At 53.7% G+C, this 16361-nt stretch carries 13 protein-coding genes; 4 read left to right on the top strand and 9 right to left on the bottom strand.

From position 1 onward, the window contains the following. Window positions 1-30 precede the first annotated feature (30 nt). Window positions 31-2193: an AMIN domain-containing protein gene (locus RHP47_RS06830; protein ID WP_310840045.1), complete on the top strand. Its 2163-nt coding sequence runs from the start codon at window positions 31-33 to the stop codon at window positions 2191-2193. A 65-nt stretch (window positions 2194-2258) separates the two neighbouring features. On the opposite strand, the gene RHP47_RS06825 is transcribed toward RHP47_RS06830, so the two are convergent. The 4 genes from RHP47_RS06825 to RHP47_RS06810 form a co-directional block, all read right to left on the bottom strand. After that, entirely contained in the window at window positions 2259-3641 is a 1383-nt protein-coding gene (locus tag RHP47_RS06825; RefSeq protein ID WP_310840043.1) for a ferredoxin:protochlorophyllide reductase (ATP-dependent) subunit N, read from the bottom strand. A gap of 33 nt (window positions 3642-3674) precedes the next feature. Beyond that, on the bottom strand, window positions 3675-4055 hold the full coding sequence (locus tag RHP47_RS06820; protein WP_149819369.1) for a DUF5331 domain-containing protein: 381 nt from the start codon (window positions 4053-4055) through the stop codon (window positions 3675-3677). 44 nt (window positions 4056-4099) lie between these two features. After that, a complete protein-coding gene (bchL, locus tag RHP47_RS06815; protein WP_149819367.1) occupies window positions 4100-4945 on the bottom strand; it encodes a ferredoxin:protochlorophyllide reductase (ATP-dependent) iron-sulfur ATP-binding protein in 846 nt (281 codons plus the stop codon). A 66-nt stretch (window positions 4946-5011) separates the two neighbouring features. After that, window positions 5012-5269 (bottom strand): hypothetical protein, encoded by a 258-nt coding sequence (locus RHP47_RS06810; RefSeq protein ID WP_310840042.1) that lies wholly within the window; start codon window positions 5267-5269, stop codon window positions 5012-5014. 302 nt (window positions 5270-5571) lie between these two features. Between RHP47_RS06810 and RHP47_RS06805 the strand changes: the two genes are divergently transcribed. Then, window positions 5572-6204: a CPP1-like family protein gene (locus tag RHP47_RS06805; RefSeq protein WP_149819363.1), complete on the top strand. Its 633-nt coding sequence runs from the start codon at window positions 5572-5574 to the stop codon at window positions 6202-6204. On the opposite strand, the gene dnaN is transcribed toward RHP47_RS06805, so the two are convergent. The 5 genes from dnaN to obgE all read right to left on the bottom strand — a co-directional run bounded on the left by dnaN (window position 6201) and on the right by obgE (window position 13896). After that, window positions 6201-7310, bottom strand: a complete 1110-nt coding sequence (gene dnaN, locus RHP47_RS06800; protein WP_310840040.1) for a DNA polymerase III subunit beta — start codon at window positions 7308-7310, stop codon at window positions 6201-6203. The two genes, RHP47_RS06805 and dnaN, sit on opposite strands and share 4 nt — an antisense overlap. A gap of 96 nt (window positions 7311-7406) precedes the next feature. Then, window positions 7407-8975, bottom strand: coding sequence for a murein biosynthesis integral membrane protein MurJ (gene murJ, locus RHP47_RS06795; protein WP_149819359.1), 1569 nt, complete (start codon window positions 8973-8975; stop codon window positions 7407-7409). 66 nt (window positions 8976-9041) lie between these two features. After that, the gene (locus RHP47_RS06790) at window positions 9042-10313 is read right to left on the bottom strand and encodes a HAMP domain-containing sensor histidine kinase (RefSeq protein WP_190278322.1); all 1272 of its coding nucleotides are present in this window, start codon (window positions 10311-10313) and stop codon (window positions 9042-9044) included. Between the two features lie 2 nt (window positions 10314-10315). Next, window positions 10316-12847 carry a CHAT domain-containing protein gene (locus tag RHP47_RS06785; RefSeq protein ID WP_310840038.1) on the bottom strand — a complete coding sequence of 844 codons (2532 nt, stop codon included), beginning with the start codon at window positions 12845-12847 and terminating at the stop codon, window positions 10316-10318. Window positions 12848-12885: 38 nt separating this feature from the next. Then, window positions 12886-13896 carry a GTPase ObgE gene (gene obgE, locus RHP47_RS06780; protein ID WP_310840037.1) on the bottom strand — a complete coding sequence of 337 codons (1011 nt, stop codon included), beginning with the start codon at window positions 13894-13896 and terminating at the stop codon, window positions 12886-12888. 193 nt (window positions 13897-14089) lie between these two features. Between obgE and RHP47_RS06775 the strand changes: the two genes are divergently transcribed. Then, entirely contained in the window at window positions 14090-15457 is a 1368-nt protein-coding gene (locus RHP47_RS06775) for an LCP family protein (protein WP_310840035.1), read from the top strand. Beyond that, window positions 15454-16350, top strand: a complete 897-nt coding sequence (locus RHP47_RS06770; protein WP_149819349.1) for an ROK family protein — start codon at window positions 15454-15456, stop codon at window positions 16348-16350. The genes RHP47_RS06775 and RHP47_RS06770 overlap by 4 nt, the downstream gene beginning before the upstream one ends. The last annotated feature ends 11 nt before the right edge of the window (window positions 16351-16361 follow it).

Below are 16361 nucleotides of genomic sequence, written 5' to 3'. Positions count from 1 at the left end.
TTTGGTGGCATTTGTGAGGAGTCAAGCATCGTGAGTCAGCTTTTACATCGTCTCGGCTTAGGGGTGGCCACAACGGCCCTTGTTGCTGCCAGTCAAACCCCCACTTGGGCCACAGCAACAGAAATTACGGGAGTTCGTCTAGTAACAGCTCCCAACGGCATTCAACTCCTCTTCAACGTGCAGGGGAATCTACGGCCAGCAGTTTTCACCGTCAATCGCGGCAATGCCTCCATCGCAGATATTACCAATAGCCAACTGCGCCTGCCCCAAGGGGGTGCCTTCCGCCAAGATAACCCCGCTCCCGGTATCTCCTCCGTCGAGGTGGTGCAACTGGACGCCAAAACTATCCGCGTCACCGTGAATGGCATTAGTGCTGCTCCCATTGGTGAAGTCATCCGCGAAGGACGCGATGGCCTGCAAATTAACTTCATTACGGCTCAAAGCCCCGCGGGCCCTCAGGTTGCCCCCAGTGGTCAACCCATGGCCATGCCCCCCGGCCCTAGTGCGGTGCCGCCTTTTCTGCCGCGCCCAGTGCCACCCCCTGTTGGCGATATGCTGATTAGCCCAGTCAATGCTGACCCCGACGCGATTCAACTGGGCACCAATGAACGGATTCCCCGCCTACTGCTGCGGGAAGCCCCTGTGCGGGAAGTGCTTTCTTTACTGGCTCGCGCCGCCAATATGAACGTTGTCTTTCCGGAAGGCAATGGCGAAGCGGGCGGCGTCACCATCTCCCTGGATATTGAGAATGAATCCGTTCAAGACGTATTCAACTATGTGCTGCGGGTCACTAACCTCAAAGCCAATCGCCAAGGCCGCACTATCTTTATCGGTCAATCTTTACCCCCTGATGCCCAAAACCGCATTGTCCGCACTATTCGCCTCAATCAAATGCGCGTTTTTGGTGCTGGCTCAACCACACGGGAAATCAGCTCTCTGGCTCAAACGGGGGGCACCATTGGCTCTGGCGGTACCACAAGTGGACAAGCTCAGACAACGGCTCAAACTGCTCTCAACCGTACAACCAGTACCCGTGAGGGTGACCTGCAACTAGGGGCAGTGCAGCTTTTGGAAATGTATGGTGCAAACTTGCCAGATACTGGCCCATCTCAGGCGCTAACCGCCTGTGAACAGCTGCAAGTCCCAGCAGCGGCTGGCGGTGTGGTTGGCCAAATTTGTCGAAGCTCACTCCTGCGGGGACTAGAGGTGGTGGGTGACCCCCGCACCAACACTATTACATTGATTGGCACCCCCCGCAAAGTGGAAATTGCTACGCAATTGATTCAGCAATTTGACATCCGCAAGCGACAGGTAATGGTCAATGTCAAGTTTATTGATGTGAATCTGTTGCGAGGGCGGAGAGCAAATGCAGACTTAATTACTAACTTTGGCAGCAGCCTTTGGGGAGCTATCTTCAACGCTGATGGACTCACTGTTATCCGTGGCACCACACCTAACGTGGGTGGTTTGACCCCTGCCCCCCTCACTGGCGCACCAGTCAGTACACCCGTGGGGAATCTACTGAGTGACTTTTTTGCGCAGCTTCAACTTTCTATTGAAACTGGCAATGCCACAATTCTGACCAACCCCACCCTTGTCATTCAGGAGGGGAGTGCTGCGCAAGTCAATTTGACCCAAGAAATTTTCTCTGGCATTGAATCCACTGCTGATCAACAAGCCACTGGCGGCGGCGGGGCGATCGCGACTCAACAGATTCGCCCAATCCTGCGGCCTGTGGGGGTGATTTTTAATGTCACCGTAGAGCAAATTGACGATAATGGTTTTATAACGCTGCAATTGTCTCCAGAGGTGAGTGCTCCCAGCGGTACCTATGCTGTGGTTTTCCCAGGAGCGCCGGCGGGTTCCACGGGGACACTGATCTCACAGCGGCGGATGGAGTCGGGGCGGATTCGCTTGCGGGATGGCCAAACCTTGATGCTGGCGGGCATTATCCAAGATCAAGATCGCTCGTTGGTGAGTAAGATTCCAATCCTAGGCGACATTCCCTTGTTGGGGCGGTTGTTCCGCCGCGAGAGCAACCAGCGTCAACGCAATGAACTGGTGGTGATGGTGACGCCGAAGATTGTTGATGATACCCAAAATGCCGGCTTTGGCTATCAGTACACGCCAACACCCGGGAGTATGCCGCCAAATATTCAAAATCAGATTCTCCAACCTCCACGGCAACGCTAACACTTCTGAGTAGGGATTACCCCCTCCGAGTCTGTTCAGAGGGGGTTCATTTTTTTAGTTGGCCTTTAGTTGGCAACCAGTTTTTGCCAACCTAACCCTGCAAGGGCTTGATTGCGCCGCAGCGGACGGGTAACGAGTTCTAGAATGTCACGGGCATTGCCAAAGCCGTGAATTTGGGCAAAGGTGAATTCCACAGACCACTTGGTGCTGATGCCACGGGCTTCGAGGGGATTGGCATGAGCCATACCCGTAATCACAAGGTCGGGCTGGAGCGCCTTAATCCGCTGAAGTTGATTGTAGTTATCGGGTTTTTCAACAATGGTGGGGAGGGGATGCCCCATCTCGCCACAAGTCTTCGTCAACAGTTCTAGCTCAGCTGCTTGGTAACGTTTATCCATGTAGGGGATGCCAATTTCTAGTACCCGCATACCACAGCGAATCAAAAACCGCGCTAGGGAGATCTCTAGGAGATTATCCCCCATGAAAAAGACCGATTTGCCTCGCACCAATTCAAGGTAGTCGCTCAGTTTTTCCCAAGTTTCGGCTTCGCGCTCCGCTAGGCCTTGGGGCTGAATCCCAAAAGTGGTACAAATCTGTTCGATCCACGCGCGGCTACCATCAGGGCCAATGGGAAAGGGAGCCGTAATGAGTTGACATTTGCGGCGGCGAATCAAGGTAGTGGCGGTACGACTGAGGAAGGGATTCACACCAGCAACGTAGTAGCCCTCATCAATCACTGGCAATTCGGTATAGCGTTTGGCAGGCAGCCATCCTGACACCTTGATGCCCTGTTTTTTTAATTCCAAGGTGAGTTGGGTCACCACGGGATCGGGCAGGGAGCCAAAGAGAATAAGGGGTGGGTGGTCGTGGTACTGGTGGGATTCAGCTTGGAGATCCTCTTTTTTCTTGCCAAAGTTGAGAAGGCGCTGGATGGGGTTGCGTTCCTCTGGATCGCTCACCGCTGTGGGCGTGGGACAACGGGCGGCCATGGCTGCTAGCACCGTATCTTCCCCTTGGGTAAAGGCATAGTCCAGACCATTGGCACGAGCCACAACAATGGGAATGCCAATTTCGGCTTCTAGTTTGGGCGCCATTCCCTCCAAGTCCATTTTGATAATTTCCGTGGTGCAGGTGCCAATCCAGACAATGACACTGGGGTTGCGATCGCGCTTGATTTGGAGGCAGAGGCGCTTTAGTTCTTCATAATCATTGAGTTGCGCCGAAATATCTCCCTCTTCTAGCTCCGCCATGGCATAGCGGGGTTCGGCAAAAATCATCACCCCCATCGCATTCTGCAAAAAGTAGCCACAGGTCTTGGTGCCAATGACCAAAAAGAAACTGTCTTCAATTTTTTGGTACAGCCAAGCCACACAGCTGATGGGACAAAAGGTGTGGTAATTGCCCGTTTCACACTCAAAGTTGAGGGCATTGGGAGCAGTCGCAGTCATAGGGAGAGCCTCCAAATTTAGAAACGATTGGAACTAGGTTTGATGACTTTGAGCAGCCTCCTCACCGTGTTCTTCAGCCCGATTACTGACAAAGGGCTTAGGGGGTAGTAAGCGAGGTTCTGGGGGCAGTTGAGGAGGGTTATCGCCGTTGGCCCGTTCTTCGTCGGGGTTGAAGTTCAAGCCCAAGGCAGAAATAATGCGATCGGGATCGTTGCTGAGTTCGACAATGACGGGTAGAGCATCCAGTAAGCGCGGTTCCAAAGCCGTCAGCACCCCCAAAATAAAACTTGAGGAGGGGCGCCGTTGACCGCGATAGGTACTCCAAATCGCCAAGCGGACAATCCAATGGTGGTTTTCTTGGTAGTAGGCCAGCCACTTACTGCGTGCGCTTTGCCGTAATTGCTCAGGGTTCATACTCACTCCAGCGAAGGGGTTCCGTGGAGTATTCTAGGGGAGTTTTAGACCGCTGCAAGTGACCGTTCTGACCCCTGTGGGTTTAAGTAGAAGTCGGAGAGCAGGGCAAAAAGGTCGCGATCGGGGGCATCCTTGGGCACCACCCCCTCAGGCCGCGCCAAAATTTGATCGGCAATGTTCAAGTAGTAGTCACAGACATAGTTGAGACTGGGATCGCTTTCGGCCATCTCAAAGAGGGTTTTGCCCTTGACCCGTGACACGCGAATATCCTCAATCAGCGGCAGCACTTCAAGGATGGGCATGGGCACGGCTTCCACATATTTTTCAATGAGATCCCGCTTACTGGTGCGATTGCCAATGAGACCCGCAAGGCGCAGGGGGTGCGTGCGCGCTTTTTCACGGACGGAGGCGGCAATGCGATTCGCCGCAAAGAGGGCATCAAAACCATTATCGGTGACAATCAGGCAATAATCGGCATAGTTAAGGGGGGCCGCAAAGCCACCACAGACCACATCCCCCAGAACGTCAAAGAGAATGACATCGTATTCATCAAAGGCATTCAGTTCCTTGAGGAGCTTGACCGTTTCACCGACCACATAGCCGCCACAGCCTGCCCCAGCCGGGGGGCCACCCGCTTCGACACAATCCACACCGCCATAGCCTTTGTAGATCACATCCTCTGGCCAGACATCCTCGTAGTGGTAGTCCTTGGCTTGGAGCGTGTCAATGATGGTGGGAATCAGAAAGCCTGTCAGGGTAAATGTGCTGTCGTGTTTGGGGTCACAGCCAATTTGCAGGACTTTCTTGCCCCGCCGCGCCAGCGCCACTGAGATGTTGCAACTGGTGGTGGATTTGCCAATTCCGCCTTTACCGTACACTGCGAGTTTCACGTTGACTTTGCCTCCTAAGTAATGGAGCGACACGATGACCTAACTGCTATTCTCGGCCAGCGATCGCTATAAGCGGCAGTGGTTAGAAAAATAATCTTTTTGTAATAAAATTTCAGCTGATTTGAGGATGAGCAAACGCTTTTTTAAGTTTGGGAAGTCTCTCAGGAAACTGGCAGTTTTTTGAGAAGTTATCTTTAATTTTTTTGCTGTTAGTTTTTTAGTTAAATTAAACAAAAATACAAAAATTCCCGCCGCCAAGTCATCCCCTGACCAATTGCCCTCAAGGCTAAAATTTACCTGCCCAGCGATCGCGCCAAAAAACATCTGAAAAAAGAAACGTTTCTCCTAGGGGGCGATCGCGTGGATCGTTGTAAAGAATAATTAAGAATCTCGAAAGTAAATGATTTGTTACAATTTAGGCAGCTGCATCCCTTTGAGCGCTACTTTCTCTCGTTTTCCCTAAGAAGTGGTTAGAATTTGAGGAAAGGCGATTGTGCTACAGCGTTTTTCTCTGCCATCCCTCCGAACGAGCTAGATTAGCTCCTTGCAAAGGTGCGGCATCATTATGAAAAAAGCTGTAGAGTACCCTTCAGTCCGCTGTTGATACTGCCCGTTAAGAATGGCCAATGAACAAAGATCAATTTGCCATGAGTGACAACCCCTACGAAAAGCTGCAAGTGCCGGAAGACGCTTCTTTTGAGCAAATCAAGGAAGCACGGGATGCGCTATTAGCGGCTCATCCGGGGGATGAACGGCAGCGTACCGAAATTGAAGCAGCCTACGATGCCATTTTGATGGATCGGCTGCGGCAACGCCAAGAGGGCAAAATCAAAGTGCCTGAGCGCATTCGCTATGCTGAGCAACTCAATGAACCGGCGCCAGCTAAGCCCAATCGCATTGCGAATCATCCCGCCCTTCAGTGGTGGCAGCAACAGTTGGACACCCCCAACCTGCGGGGCATTGCCATTACCTCAACGGTCTATGCCGTTCTGATGGCGATCGGGCTGTCTCAGGCCAATCCCGATACCTTGGCATTGGTGCTGTCGCTGGGGGTTGGCTTTAACCTCGTGTGGCTGCAACGCAAGGAACAACGCCTTGGCCGTGCCTTTTTGATCACCCTCCTTGCCTTGATATTGGGCGCAGTGATCGCCGTGGGCATTTACCAGCTTGGTCTGCCGGGGGTCTTCCTCAATGTGGATCAACTGGTGGGCATTGGCGTTTTCGTCACCTTTTGGCTCACCAGCAATTTCCTGCGCTAACTGCGAATTTGAATCGGCATCACCAAGTATTTCATCTGGGCTTCCCCAAGGGGGAGGAGGATCGCAGGCTGGGTTTCGCCGTTGAGTTGCAGTTGCACCTCTGAACTATTCATCACCTTCAGTCCTTCGAGAAGATATTTGACATTGAAGGCCACCTCTATCGACTCCCCAGAAATCTGAGCCGGCACATTCTCTTCACCACTTCCCAATTGCGGCGCCTCAGCCGAGAGTTTGAGTTCTTGGGCTTCAGCATCAATGTTGATTTTGACGACGTTATTCTTTTGAGCCGCAAGAATTGCCACCCGTTCTAGGGCATCTGCTAGGGTCGATCGCTCCACCGTGACTTGGCGCGCAAAGGTTTTGGGAATGAGTTGGCGGTAATTGGGATACTGCCCCTCCAACAGACGGCTGGTAATGCGAGCATCGTTGCCAATATCAAACACCACTTGAGTCGGGTCACAGCGCAGTGCTACATCCCCGTCTTGTTTCGCCATCAGCCGCTCTAGATCCTTGAGGGATTTTGCGGGAATCGTAATCGGCGAGAGGGCTTCCGGCACAGGCTGTTCAGTCAGCGTAACGGCGAGGCGGTGGCCATCGGTCGCTGCAAACTCAAGGCGATCGACCTCAAAGGTCACATGCAACCCGGTGAGAATTTGCTTGGTTTCATCAGTGCTCGCCGCAAACAAACTCCCCTGAAGTCCCCGCCGCAATGCCTCTGCGGTCAAAGTTACAGGTGTCACATCCTCTAACGTGGGCAGAGCAGGAAATTCCTCGGCACTCATCCCCTGAATCTCAAAGAAACCGCTGCCATAGTCGAGGATCACTCGCGTATCTTCCGCCGTAATCTCAATATCGCGATTGGGCATCCGCGACACCATCTCACTAAAGAGCTTAGCAGAAACAGTAATTGCCCCCGGCACCTTGACCTCTGCATCCAGCCAGATTTGCATCCCCAAACTGAGATCAAAGACGGAGAGTCCGAGGCGGCCACCCTCAGCTTGCAGGAGAATATTCGCCAAAATCGGGTGCGACGGATTGCTCGGGGCAACGCGACTCAGGGGGGCGAGCTTACTACTGAGAACTGATTGTGAACAAACAACTTTCATGGTGTACTCCACGGCAGAGGCAGATGGGATAAGAGGCAACGGAGAGAAGAAAAAACGCGGCTCGTTATTGGCCGATCTACCAGCATACTATGCAATCTATGACTGGTATCGCTTGGGCAAAAACCGCCGTACTTTGCTCAGGAAAAACTCTAGCTCCGGTAGATTTAGGGGCGAGATAGCTGCTGCAAAAACAATCAGGCTGACACTGCCGGCGATCGCCAACTGCAACAGTTGCACCCCCAAGCCTTCCCGCCCCCAAAACAATTCCAGTCCTTTGAGGGCACCCCAACCTGCCGCACCACTGAGAACACTGGCTAGGGCAATTCCCAGCAACGGCACCATTAGCTCCCCCCAAGGTAGCCCCCCCAAACGACGGTGCAAAATCCAAGTCAGGGCAATAAACGATACGGTATTCACCCCAACCGTGGCCATTGCCAACCCAACAGCGCCAAAGGCTTGGGTAAAGAAAAAGCAAAACAGGGCATTAAATCCCAATCCCCAGAGGGTGATGTAGAGGGGTGTGCGGCCATCCTCTAGGGCATAAAAGACCCGCACAATAACATCGCGGGCAAGGTAGAAAAACATACCAACGGCATAGACCAGCAGCAGCGCCGCCACAAGTTGGGAGGCCTGAAAATCAAAGGCACGCCGCTCATAGACCACCCGCACTGCCGGCAATGCCAAAGCTGCCATCATGCCACCGAGGGGCATCATACTCAAGGCAGTGAGTACCAAACTCTGGCGAATGCGTTCCTTGAGATCCGGCCAATGTTCTGGTTGTGCCAACTTTGAAAAAATGGGCATATAGGGCACAAGGATCACATTGGAGAGAATCCCTAAGGGCGTTAGAAAGAGCAGTTGGGAGTAACTCAAGGCCGACGCAGCCCCCACAGGCAACTGGGAGGCAAAGAAAAGACTGATATAGACGCTGATCAAGAGCATTCCCGAGGATAGGGTGGCAGGCCCCATGAGTTGAATTAACTCCCGCACCTCAGGACGATTGAGATCAAAACGTAATCGCAATGTACCCATGCCGGCTTGCCATTGGGCAGGAATTTGTACAAGCCATTGCAGTACCCCTCCCGCTAGGGTTCCCCAAGCGAGCACTGCTGGGCCAAATTGATCGGCAAAGAACCAAATGCCAATAATCACTGCCAAACTAGACAGCAAGGGACTAATCGAGGGCAACCAGTACTGATCGGCAGCATTGAGGGTACCAAAGCCAATGCCAATCAAACCCGAGAGCACGGCCAAGGGTGCCATAATCCGAAACTGCTCTGCGGCTAAGGCTTGAATCTCTGGACTGGCACCGGGGGCAATGAGTTGAATTAAGGGGTCAGCCAGCACCATCAAAATGGCGGTCAGCACCAGTAATAGGGCACCCACAACGGTGGTAATGGTTTCCACGAGGGGCGCGGCTTTTTCGGGCGGTTGCTTGAGAACCACACTGATGATCGAACTGTGGAACGGACCATTGATCCCCCCCAAGAGCACAAAGAGAAACCCCGGAATCACATAGGCATAACTGTAGGCATCCACTGCGGCGCCCACACCAAATTCGGCGGCGATCGCCTGCTGGCGAACCAGTCCCGCGACTTTACTCAACAGCGTTGCAACGGCAACAATGGTGGCAACATGGGCAAGCGAACGCGATTTCTTTTCCACAGTGGTGGCAATCCTAACAAAACTGGCTGATTTGGGGATAACTCTGGCGATGATCGTACCAGCAATCTAGATCTCTTTTATTTCCGCTGGCAGCAGAATCGTAAAGCAGGTGCCTTGACCGACTTCGCTAGTCACCTGAATCTGACCGCGGTGGGCTTTGACAATGGATTGGGCGATCGCCAGCCCTAAACCCGTCCCTTCGGACTTTGTGCCCTGAAGGCGATAAAAGCGATCAAACAGGCGGGGCAGTTCACTGGCGGGAATCCCCGGTCCATTATCAGCAATTACGACACGGTAGAATTTACCCTGCTGATCCAACCTCACTTGAATCTGACCCCCCGCAGGGGTATATTGCACGGCATTACTGAGGATATTGGTTAACAAGCGGCTGAGATGATCGGGGTTGCCCCACAGGCGATAGGCCTCTGTCTCCGCGGTCTGGGGATCCGCAAGCTCCAACGCCAGTTGTAGGTGCTTTTGCTGGATCAGAGGTGTTTGCTCCTCAATCACCCCTAGGAGAATAGCATCAAGGTGACAGGGCTGGGCCTGCAGGGGAATCATGCCGCTATCTTGGCGAGTCAGAAAGAGCAAATCGTCCACTAAGCGACTGAGGCGGCGACTAAGGCGTTCAATGACTAGGAGTTGTTGGCGTTGGGTTTCCGGATCCGCAGTGGCTAAGGCGACTTGGACATTGGTTTGAATGAGGGCCACGGGGTTGCGCAATTCATGGGAAGCATCGGCGGTAAATTGCTTCAAATAAGCATAGGACTGCTGCAGGGGGGCGATCGCCAGCCGTGACAGGAACCAACCACTAATACTCACTAGGGTCAGCGTAATTGTGATACCAACCAACAGATCCCAGAGCAGGGCTTGACTCGGCTGGGTCACCTCGAACCAAGGATGGCTGACCCGCAAATAGCCCAGTAGGCGATCGCCCACCACTAAGGCCACCGTCATCTGCCGTAGCCAGCGATCCTCACCCACCTGCACCGTTTCTGCTGTCCGACTGAGATGCAAGGGCAGATCAAGGGGTTCTGAAAACGTGCTCCAAGCCAACTGCTGATCTGGAGTAAACCCCTCTAGGTCAATGTGATCCTCCTCCAGCGCCGCAAGGGGACTACTGCCTAAACTGGTTTGCCAATCAATGGCTTCCGCCGTGCCCGTGTCAATAATCAGGGAACGACTCACCACCTCAACAACGTGGCTGAGGGTGTCATCAATGCGCTCGATCAGGGTTCCCCGCACATAGAAAAAGAACCCCGTGGCAAAGATGAGGAGTAGGAGTGCCGTTACCCCCACATACCACAGGGCAAGGCGGTATTGAATGGCACGAACCATCGTCATCGGGGCAATGCTAAGGGAGACCAATCACCACTGGAAACAAACGCCGCCCAATAGTAGGGGGATTCATCCTTGAGTCGCTGAAGCTGGACTTGCCGCAGGGCTTCTGTGCGCCCCATGCCTCGGCGCAGATTTTGGTAAAAGGCCACCATCATATCGCGGGTTACTTGATCATCCACTTTCCATAGGGTACTCACCTGCGATCGCGCCCCAGCCAATGTAAACGCTCGCCGCAATCCATAGACCCCCTCCCCATTCACCACCTCCCCCCGTCCCGTATCACAGGCTGAGAGCACCACCAACTCCGTACCCCTCAGGTTCATACCGGTCACCTCTAAGGCCGTCAGTACCCCATCCTCCACGTCTGAACCGCTCTGGCGTTGGTTAAACCCCGCCAAGGCCAAACCCGAACGCAAAAGGGGGTTTTCCAGAATGTCCCTGTTTCCTGACGGGGCTAAAAAGAAGCCGTGGGTAGCCAAGTGGAGAATTTTTGGGGACTTCGCCGCCTTAACTGCTGCTTCGGTAGCCGCTCCTTGAACCAACAGCCGCGCTTGGGGCAGGAGTGCCCTGAGGGCTTGGGCTTCTTGAGCCGTCCCCGGCAAAGGAGCAAAGGCCAACCCCCGCAAGTCAAGGGAGCGCACCGCCGGGGAAGCGGCAGAGGCATTGCCAAAGGAATGATCAAAACTGGGGTCAGCCACAATCAAAGGCACAGCAGCAGATTCTGATTGGGATTGCAAACGCAACAGTTCTCGTCCTGAGGTGAGCAAGGTAATGAGATAGGACTCCACCAAGTAGCGCCCTTGGGCATCCACAAGCGCCTGAAAGGGAATGGTGTTGAGCTCACCATCGGGGGCAATGAGCAAATGGGTGGCCGCCCCAATCCACGGCAGAATGGGTGTGATTAACTGCGCTGCCAAAGTCTGAGCTGGCCGCTGAACTTCGGATTTAGGCAAACGGGGGTCAGCCAACCGCAAACGGACTTGGCGTATTTGGGCATCAATTTCGGCCGCAGAACCAATGTCTTTGCCTATGGGTGGGCCGCTAGCCGGCAACACATAGACCCCATAGCGCGGCTCACTAAACTGCCGCTTGCTAAAGTCGTAGGGGCGATAGCGCACAAACTCAACCAGCACCCCATTGGCAGGAATGGCCCGTTGCACAGCAGCAATGGTCACTGGTTCAGTGAGTTCGCGAAAGCTAGCACTGCGCAGACTCAGTTCGGCTTCCAGTTGATTGGCCTGGGCTTGAAGTTGCTGCACTTGGGAGAAAGCTGCTGGCTTTGCTGAAGCAAAAACGAGTTTAGCGATGGTTGTGCGCAATGTGGTGAGTTGCTGGAGCTTCGCTTGATCTGGCGCCGCTAGTTGCCGTCGCAGTCGTGCTTGGTTCTGGCTGAGAAAATCCAGTAACCGCCCTTTGCGGCGCAAAATCGTTGTTAAGGCCAAGGCAGTGGCCTCAGAATTGTGGGGAAGACTCTGGAGATGCAACGTGAGAATGGCATCGGTACTGTTTTGAAAGGTTCCTAGATAGTTGCGCTTGTAGTCCTCTGAACCAACGATTAGATTCTGACTGAGGTTCTTTTCCTCAATTTCCTGTACGTTTTGCAGTAGGGCAAGGGTTTGGGTAAGATTTCCCTGTTGCCAATAGACCGCAGCAAGGTTTCCTAGGGCAGCAGCGGTATGGGGATGGCTTTCCCCAAGGCGGGATTGGGCGATCGCCAGCGCCCGTTGATAGAGGGAAAGCGCTGCCCCATGGTTGCCCTGATCGAAGTAGAGGGTTGCCAAATTATTCAAGCTGTTAGCGATGTCAGGATGGCCTGCACTCAAGGTTTGTTCACGAATTTGCAGGGCGCGTTGGTACAGGGGCAAGGCAGCAGCGTATTTTTTTTGGGCGCGATAGAGGTCGGCTAGGTTATTGAGAACAGTTGCCACATAGGCATTCTTTTGGCCTAAGGTGCGCTCAAAAATTGTTAAGGCTTGCTGATAGTGCCGATGGGCTTGGGCATAGTTTTTTTGCTGGGTGTAGAGGAGACCGATGTTATTGAGAGTGACCGCCACTTCGGGATGATTGAACCCTAGGGTCTTTTCGGCGATCGCCAATGCCCGCTGAAACACTGGCAACGCAGCATCATAGTTCCCTTGGGCACGATAGAGATTGGCCAAATTATTCAATGTTACGCCTACTTCTAGTTGTTCGGAACCTTCAGTACGTTCATAGATGGCCAATGCCCGCTGATAGAGGGGGAGTGCTGCTGCATAATTTCCCTGCTCAACATGGAGCTTTGCTAATTCGTTGAGACTGGCTGCCAAAAGGGGATGGTTGCTGCCCAGTGTATTTTCCACTAAGCTCACAAAGCGCTCTGCTAGGGGAATAGCAGCCTGCATATTGCCTTGTTCCCGCAGTTGATCAATTTGATTGGCGAGTTCCTGAAATTGCTGGGGGGATGGCTGGGCTAGAGTTGGCGAACACAGACCAAGAATCAGACTACTTCCAAGGGCGATCGCGCCCCGGACAAGGCATCTTCTGGTGTTCATTTTTTTCCTCGGTGGTTCCTCAACAGCACCCGTCACAATCAAGAATACTGATGGGAAACGCTCACCCCCAGTTCCTGCCAAATGGCATCTAAGAGAGGCTCTAACCCCTGACGCGCCACCGCAGAGATGGCAAAAACCCGTTGACCGGCATAGGCAGTAAGGGTGTCTTGAACTGCAGCAATTTGGGAAGGTTCTAGGGCATCAATTTTGTTGAGGGCAATAATTTGCGGGCGATCGGCCAAGCCGTGACCATAAGCCACTAGCTCATCGCGAATGGTTTGGTAAGCAGCCACCACATCCTCAGCCGTGGCATCAATCAAGTGCAGCAGCAGACGGGTACGCTCAATATGGCGGAGAAACTCATGCCCCAACCCCAGACCCGCATGGGCACCGGCAATGAGACCGGGAATATCAGCAAACACAGTGCCATCACCATTGGGTTGGCGCACCACACCTAAATTGGGCACCAAGGTTGTAAAGGGATAATCGGCAATTTTCGGTCGCGCTGCCGATAACACCGAAATTAGGGTGGATTTACCGGCATTGGGCAGGCCAATAATGCCCACTTCCGCCAGTAGTTTGAGTTCCAGCCGGAGATGCCGCTCTTCCCCCTCTAGCCCCGGTAGGGCATAGTCTGGTGCCCGTTGATGATTACTCAAGAAGTGCTTATTCCCTAAACCCCCTTTGCCCCCCTTAGCCACCAGCAGCGTTTGACCGGGGGTGGTGAGGTCTCCCAGCAATTCCTCGGTTTCGGCATCCCAAACCATGGTGCCACAGGGCACTTCAATCACTAAATCTGCACCACAGGCACCCGTACGGTTATTCGGCCCGCCCCGCTGGCCATTTTCTGCCTTAAACACATGGGCATAACGAAAGTCCAGCAGTGTTTGTAAATTGGAGACTGCTTTGAGAATCACCGAGCCACCATTGCCGCCATTCCCCCCTGAGGGGCCTCCCGCAGGCACGTATTTTTCACGGCGAAAGGCAATAATGCCGTCGCCCCCCTTCCCAGCTTTGACATGAATTTCGGCGAGGTCAATAAATTGCATTTTGGCCGCAATCGGTTGCGTATGAGTTGGATATTTGAGTATTGTATCTTGCCAACTTGTTGACAGTTCTTTTCACGGGGATAGCACAGACTCCAAAGGGTGAAACTCCGTATCGAAGACGCTTGATGTACGTCATAGGAGAATAAGGGCTATATGGTAGGCTTAAGGGAATTTTTAGTGTGGCGAGGCAATAGTGTTTATTCGATGGCAACGCCGACGACGACCCGCTCCGCCTGAAGAAGGGGTTTTATTTTGGCGACTGGTGTTGTGGCTAGGGGTTGCCTTAATTTCCGGCAGCCTAGGGGCACTGTGGGGGCTATTGAGTCAGAGTACACCACTCATGCAGCGATCGCTCAGCAGTCGAGAGTGGCAGGTGTTTCAACGGGGCGATCGCTGGACAGGGGCAAGGCTCCATCAACCCTTGAATTTACTGCTCATTGGCTCCAAGGTCTTAACCTCCGACTTAGATGAACCGCCCGACCCCAACCTTACCTACCATGCCCTAGTGAATTCCGTTGAGGGGCTATCGGACTCACTGCTACTCGTGCGTTTTGATCCAGTCCAGCAACGGTTAGTGGTGCTGTCAATTCCCCGCGATACCCTCACCTTCATTCCGGGTCGGGGGGATGCCAAAATCAACGAAGCCAATGCCCTCGGCGGGCCTGCACTGGCGGCGGAAACGGTAAGTGATCTGTTGGGGGATGTGCCCATCGATCGCTATTTGCGCATTAACGTTCAAGGCATTGAGAAACTCATTGATGCCCTTGGGGGGGTGACAGTGGATGTACCCATAGCCATGCGCTATCGGGATGACAGTCAGCGCCTCTACATTGATTTGCAGTCCGGACGACAACACCTGAATGGCAACCAAGCCCTACAATTTCTGCGCTTTCGCTACGATGCCCTTGGCGATATTGGCCGCGTGCAGCGACAACAGATGTTTTTGCGGGCACTAATGGAGCAAACGGCTCGCCCGGAAACCCTTGCCCGTACCCCCCAAATTCTCAGTATTATTCGCGAAAACTTGGATACCAACTTAACGGTTGAGGAACTGATGAGCTTGGGGCAATTCCTCACTAGCTTGCCGCGATCGCGGGTGGAGTTTCTGATGCTGCCGGGGAACTTTAATGGCAGCACCGATGAAGTGGAAGTGAGCTATTGGTTGCCCAATTACCAACGGATTGCTTGGCTAACGGATCACTATTTCCGCGACACCCCTACTGCTGATCCGCGCGAGACAGGTTTGACCCCCCCTGCCCAAGTGCGGATTGCGATTCAAAATACCACCCTGCCAGAATCATTGGTCATGCGTCTGAGTCAGCAACTGCAAACCGCCGGTTACCCCGATCCTTTGGTGGCAGAGCCATTGCCCCAACCGATGCCGATTACGCGGATCATTGCTCAGCAGGGGGACTTGGCGGCAGCGCGTCGGGTGCAGTTATTGCTGGGATTTGGGGAAGTGCGGGTGGAGAGTACGGGTGTGCTAGCATCGGATGTGACGATTCAACTGGGCGACGATGCCCGCGATCGCCTGCAATTGAGACTGACAAAATCTCTGTGAGTGAACCCTACGTGATTGGTGTTGATCTTGGTGGCACTGCCATCAAAATGGGGCGCTTTAGTCCCAAGGGGGATTGCCTCAATACCCTAACGTTGCCGACCCCTCAGCCTCCCTTTCCAGAGCGGGTGATTAGAGCGATTGTGCAGGGGATTAAAGAACTGGATGGTGAGGATCGGGCGTTGGCGATCGGGATGGGCATACCGGGGCCTGTGGATGCCACTGGTCGTATTGCCCGCCGTGCCATTAACCTTGACTGGTACGAAGTGCCCATTAGCGACAGCCTCGAACATCTGACGGGCAAACCCACCGTGATTGGTAACGATGCCAACTGTGCTGGCCTTGGAGAAGCATGGCTAGGGGCGGGGAGTCAGTTCAAGGATTTAATTTTGCTGACCTTGGGGACGGGGGTCGGCGGTGCGATTATCCTCAATGGCGATCTCTTTGTCGGTCGGGATGGTGCTGCCGGCGAGTTGGGGCTGATTACCCTCGACTACAACGGACCTCCCTGCAACAGTGGCAATCGCGGTTCCCTTGAGCAACATGTTTCCGCCCAAGCCCTGCGGCGGCGCTGGGGCTGTGAACCCCATGAGATGGCAGAGCGAGCCAACAATGGCGACCCTGAGGCGATCGCCCTCTGGCAAACCTATGGCCGTGAATTAGCCGCTGGCATTGCGAGCCTTATATATGTCCTCACCCCCGAAGCAGTGATTATTGGTGGGGGGATTAGTGCCGCCAGTGACCTCTTTTTTCCCTCGATGATTGCTGAATTGGAAGAGCGGGTGCTGCCCACCTCCCGCAATAACCTCCACTGTTTGCGAGCCACCCTTGGCAATCACGCGGGCATCGTCGGTGCAGCCAAACTAGCGTGGAAATACGTCAAAGACCATCTCTAAGTCGCCTTCGC

Origin of the sequence: Thermosynechococcus sp. QKsg1 (assembly GCF_031586415.1) — a bacterium.
Lineage (GTDB): Bacteria > Cyanobacteriota > Cyanobacteriia > Thermosynechococcales > Thermosynechococcaceae > Thermosynechococcus.
This window is presented reverse-complemented; position numbering and strand designations above follow the sequence as displayed.

What these genes read in the sequence shown, in the direction of transcription:
- RHP47_RS06825 (WP_310840043.1), bottom strand. Translation starts at nt 3,641, where the DNA reads ATGACTGCGACTGCTCCCAATGCCCTCAACTTTGAGTGTGAAACGGGC.
- RHP47_RS06820 (WP_149819369.1), bottom strand. Translation starts at nt 4,055, where the DNA reads ATGAACCCTGAGCAATTACGGCAAAGCGCACGCAGTAAGTGGCTGGCC.
- RHP47_RS06810 (WP_310840042.1), bottom strand. Translation starts at nt 5,269, where the DNA reads ATGTTTTTTGGCGCGATCGCTGGGCAGGTAAATTTTAGCCTTGAGGGC.
- RHP47_RS06805 (WP_149819363.1), top strand. Translation starts at nt 5,572, where the DNA reads ATGAACAAAGATCAATTTGCCATGAGTGACAACCCCTACGAAAAGCTG.
- dnaN (WP_310840040.1), bottom strand. Translation starts at nt 7,310, where the DNA reads ATGAAAGTTGTTTGTTCACAATCAGTTCTCAGTAGTAAGCTCGCCCCC.
- RHP47_RS06790 (WP_190278322.1), bottom strand. Translation starts at nt 10,313, where the DNA reads ATGGTTCGTGCCATTCAATACCGCCTTGCCCTGTGGTATGTGGGGGTA.
- RHP47_RS06785 (WP_310840038.1), bottom strand. Translation starts at nt 12,847, where the DNA reads ATGAACACCAGAAGATGCCTTGTCCGGGGCGCGATCGCCCTTGGAAGT.
- obgE (WP_310840037.1), bottom strand. Translation starts at nt 13,896, where the DNA reads ATGCAATTTATTGACCTCGCCGAAATTCATGTCAAAGCTGGGAAGGGG.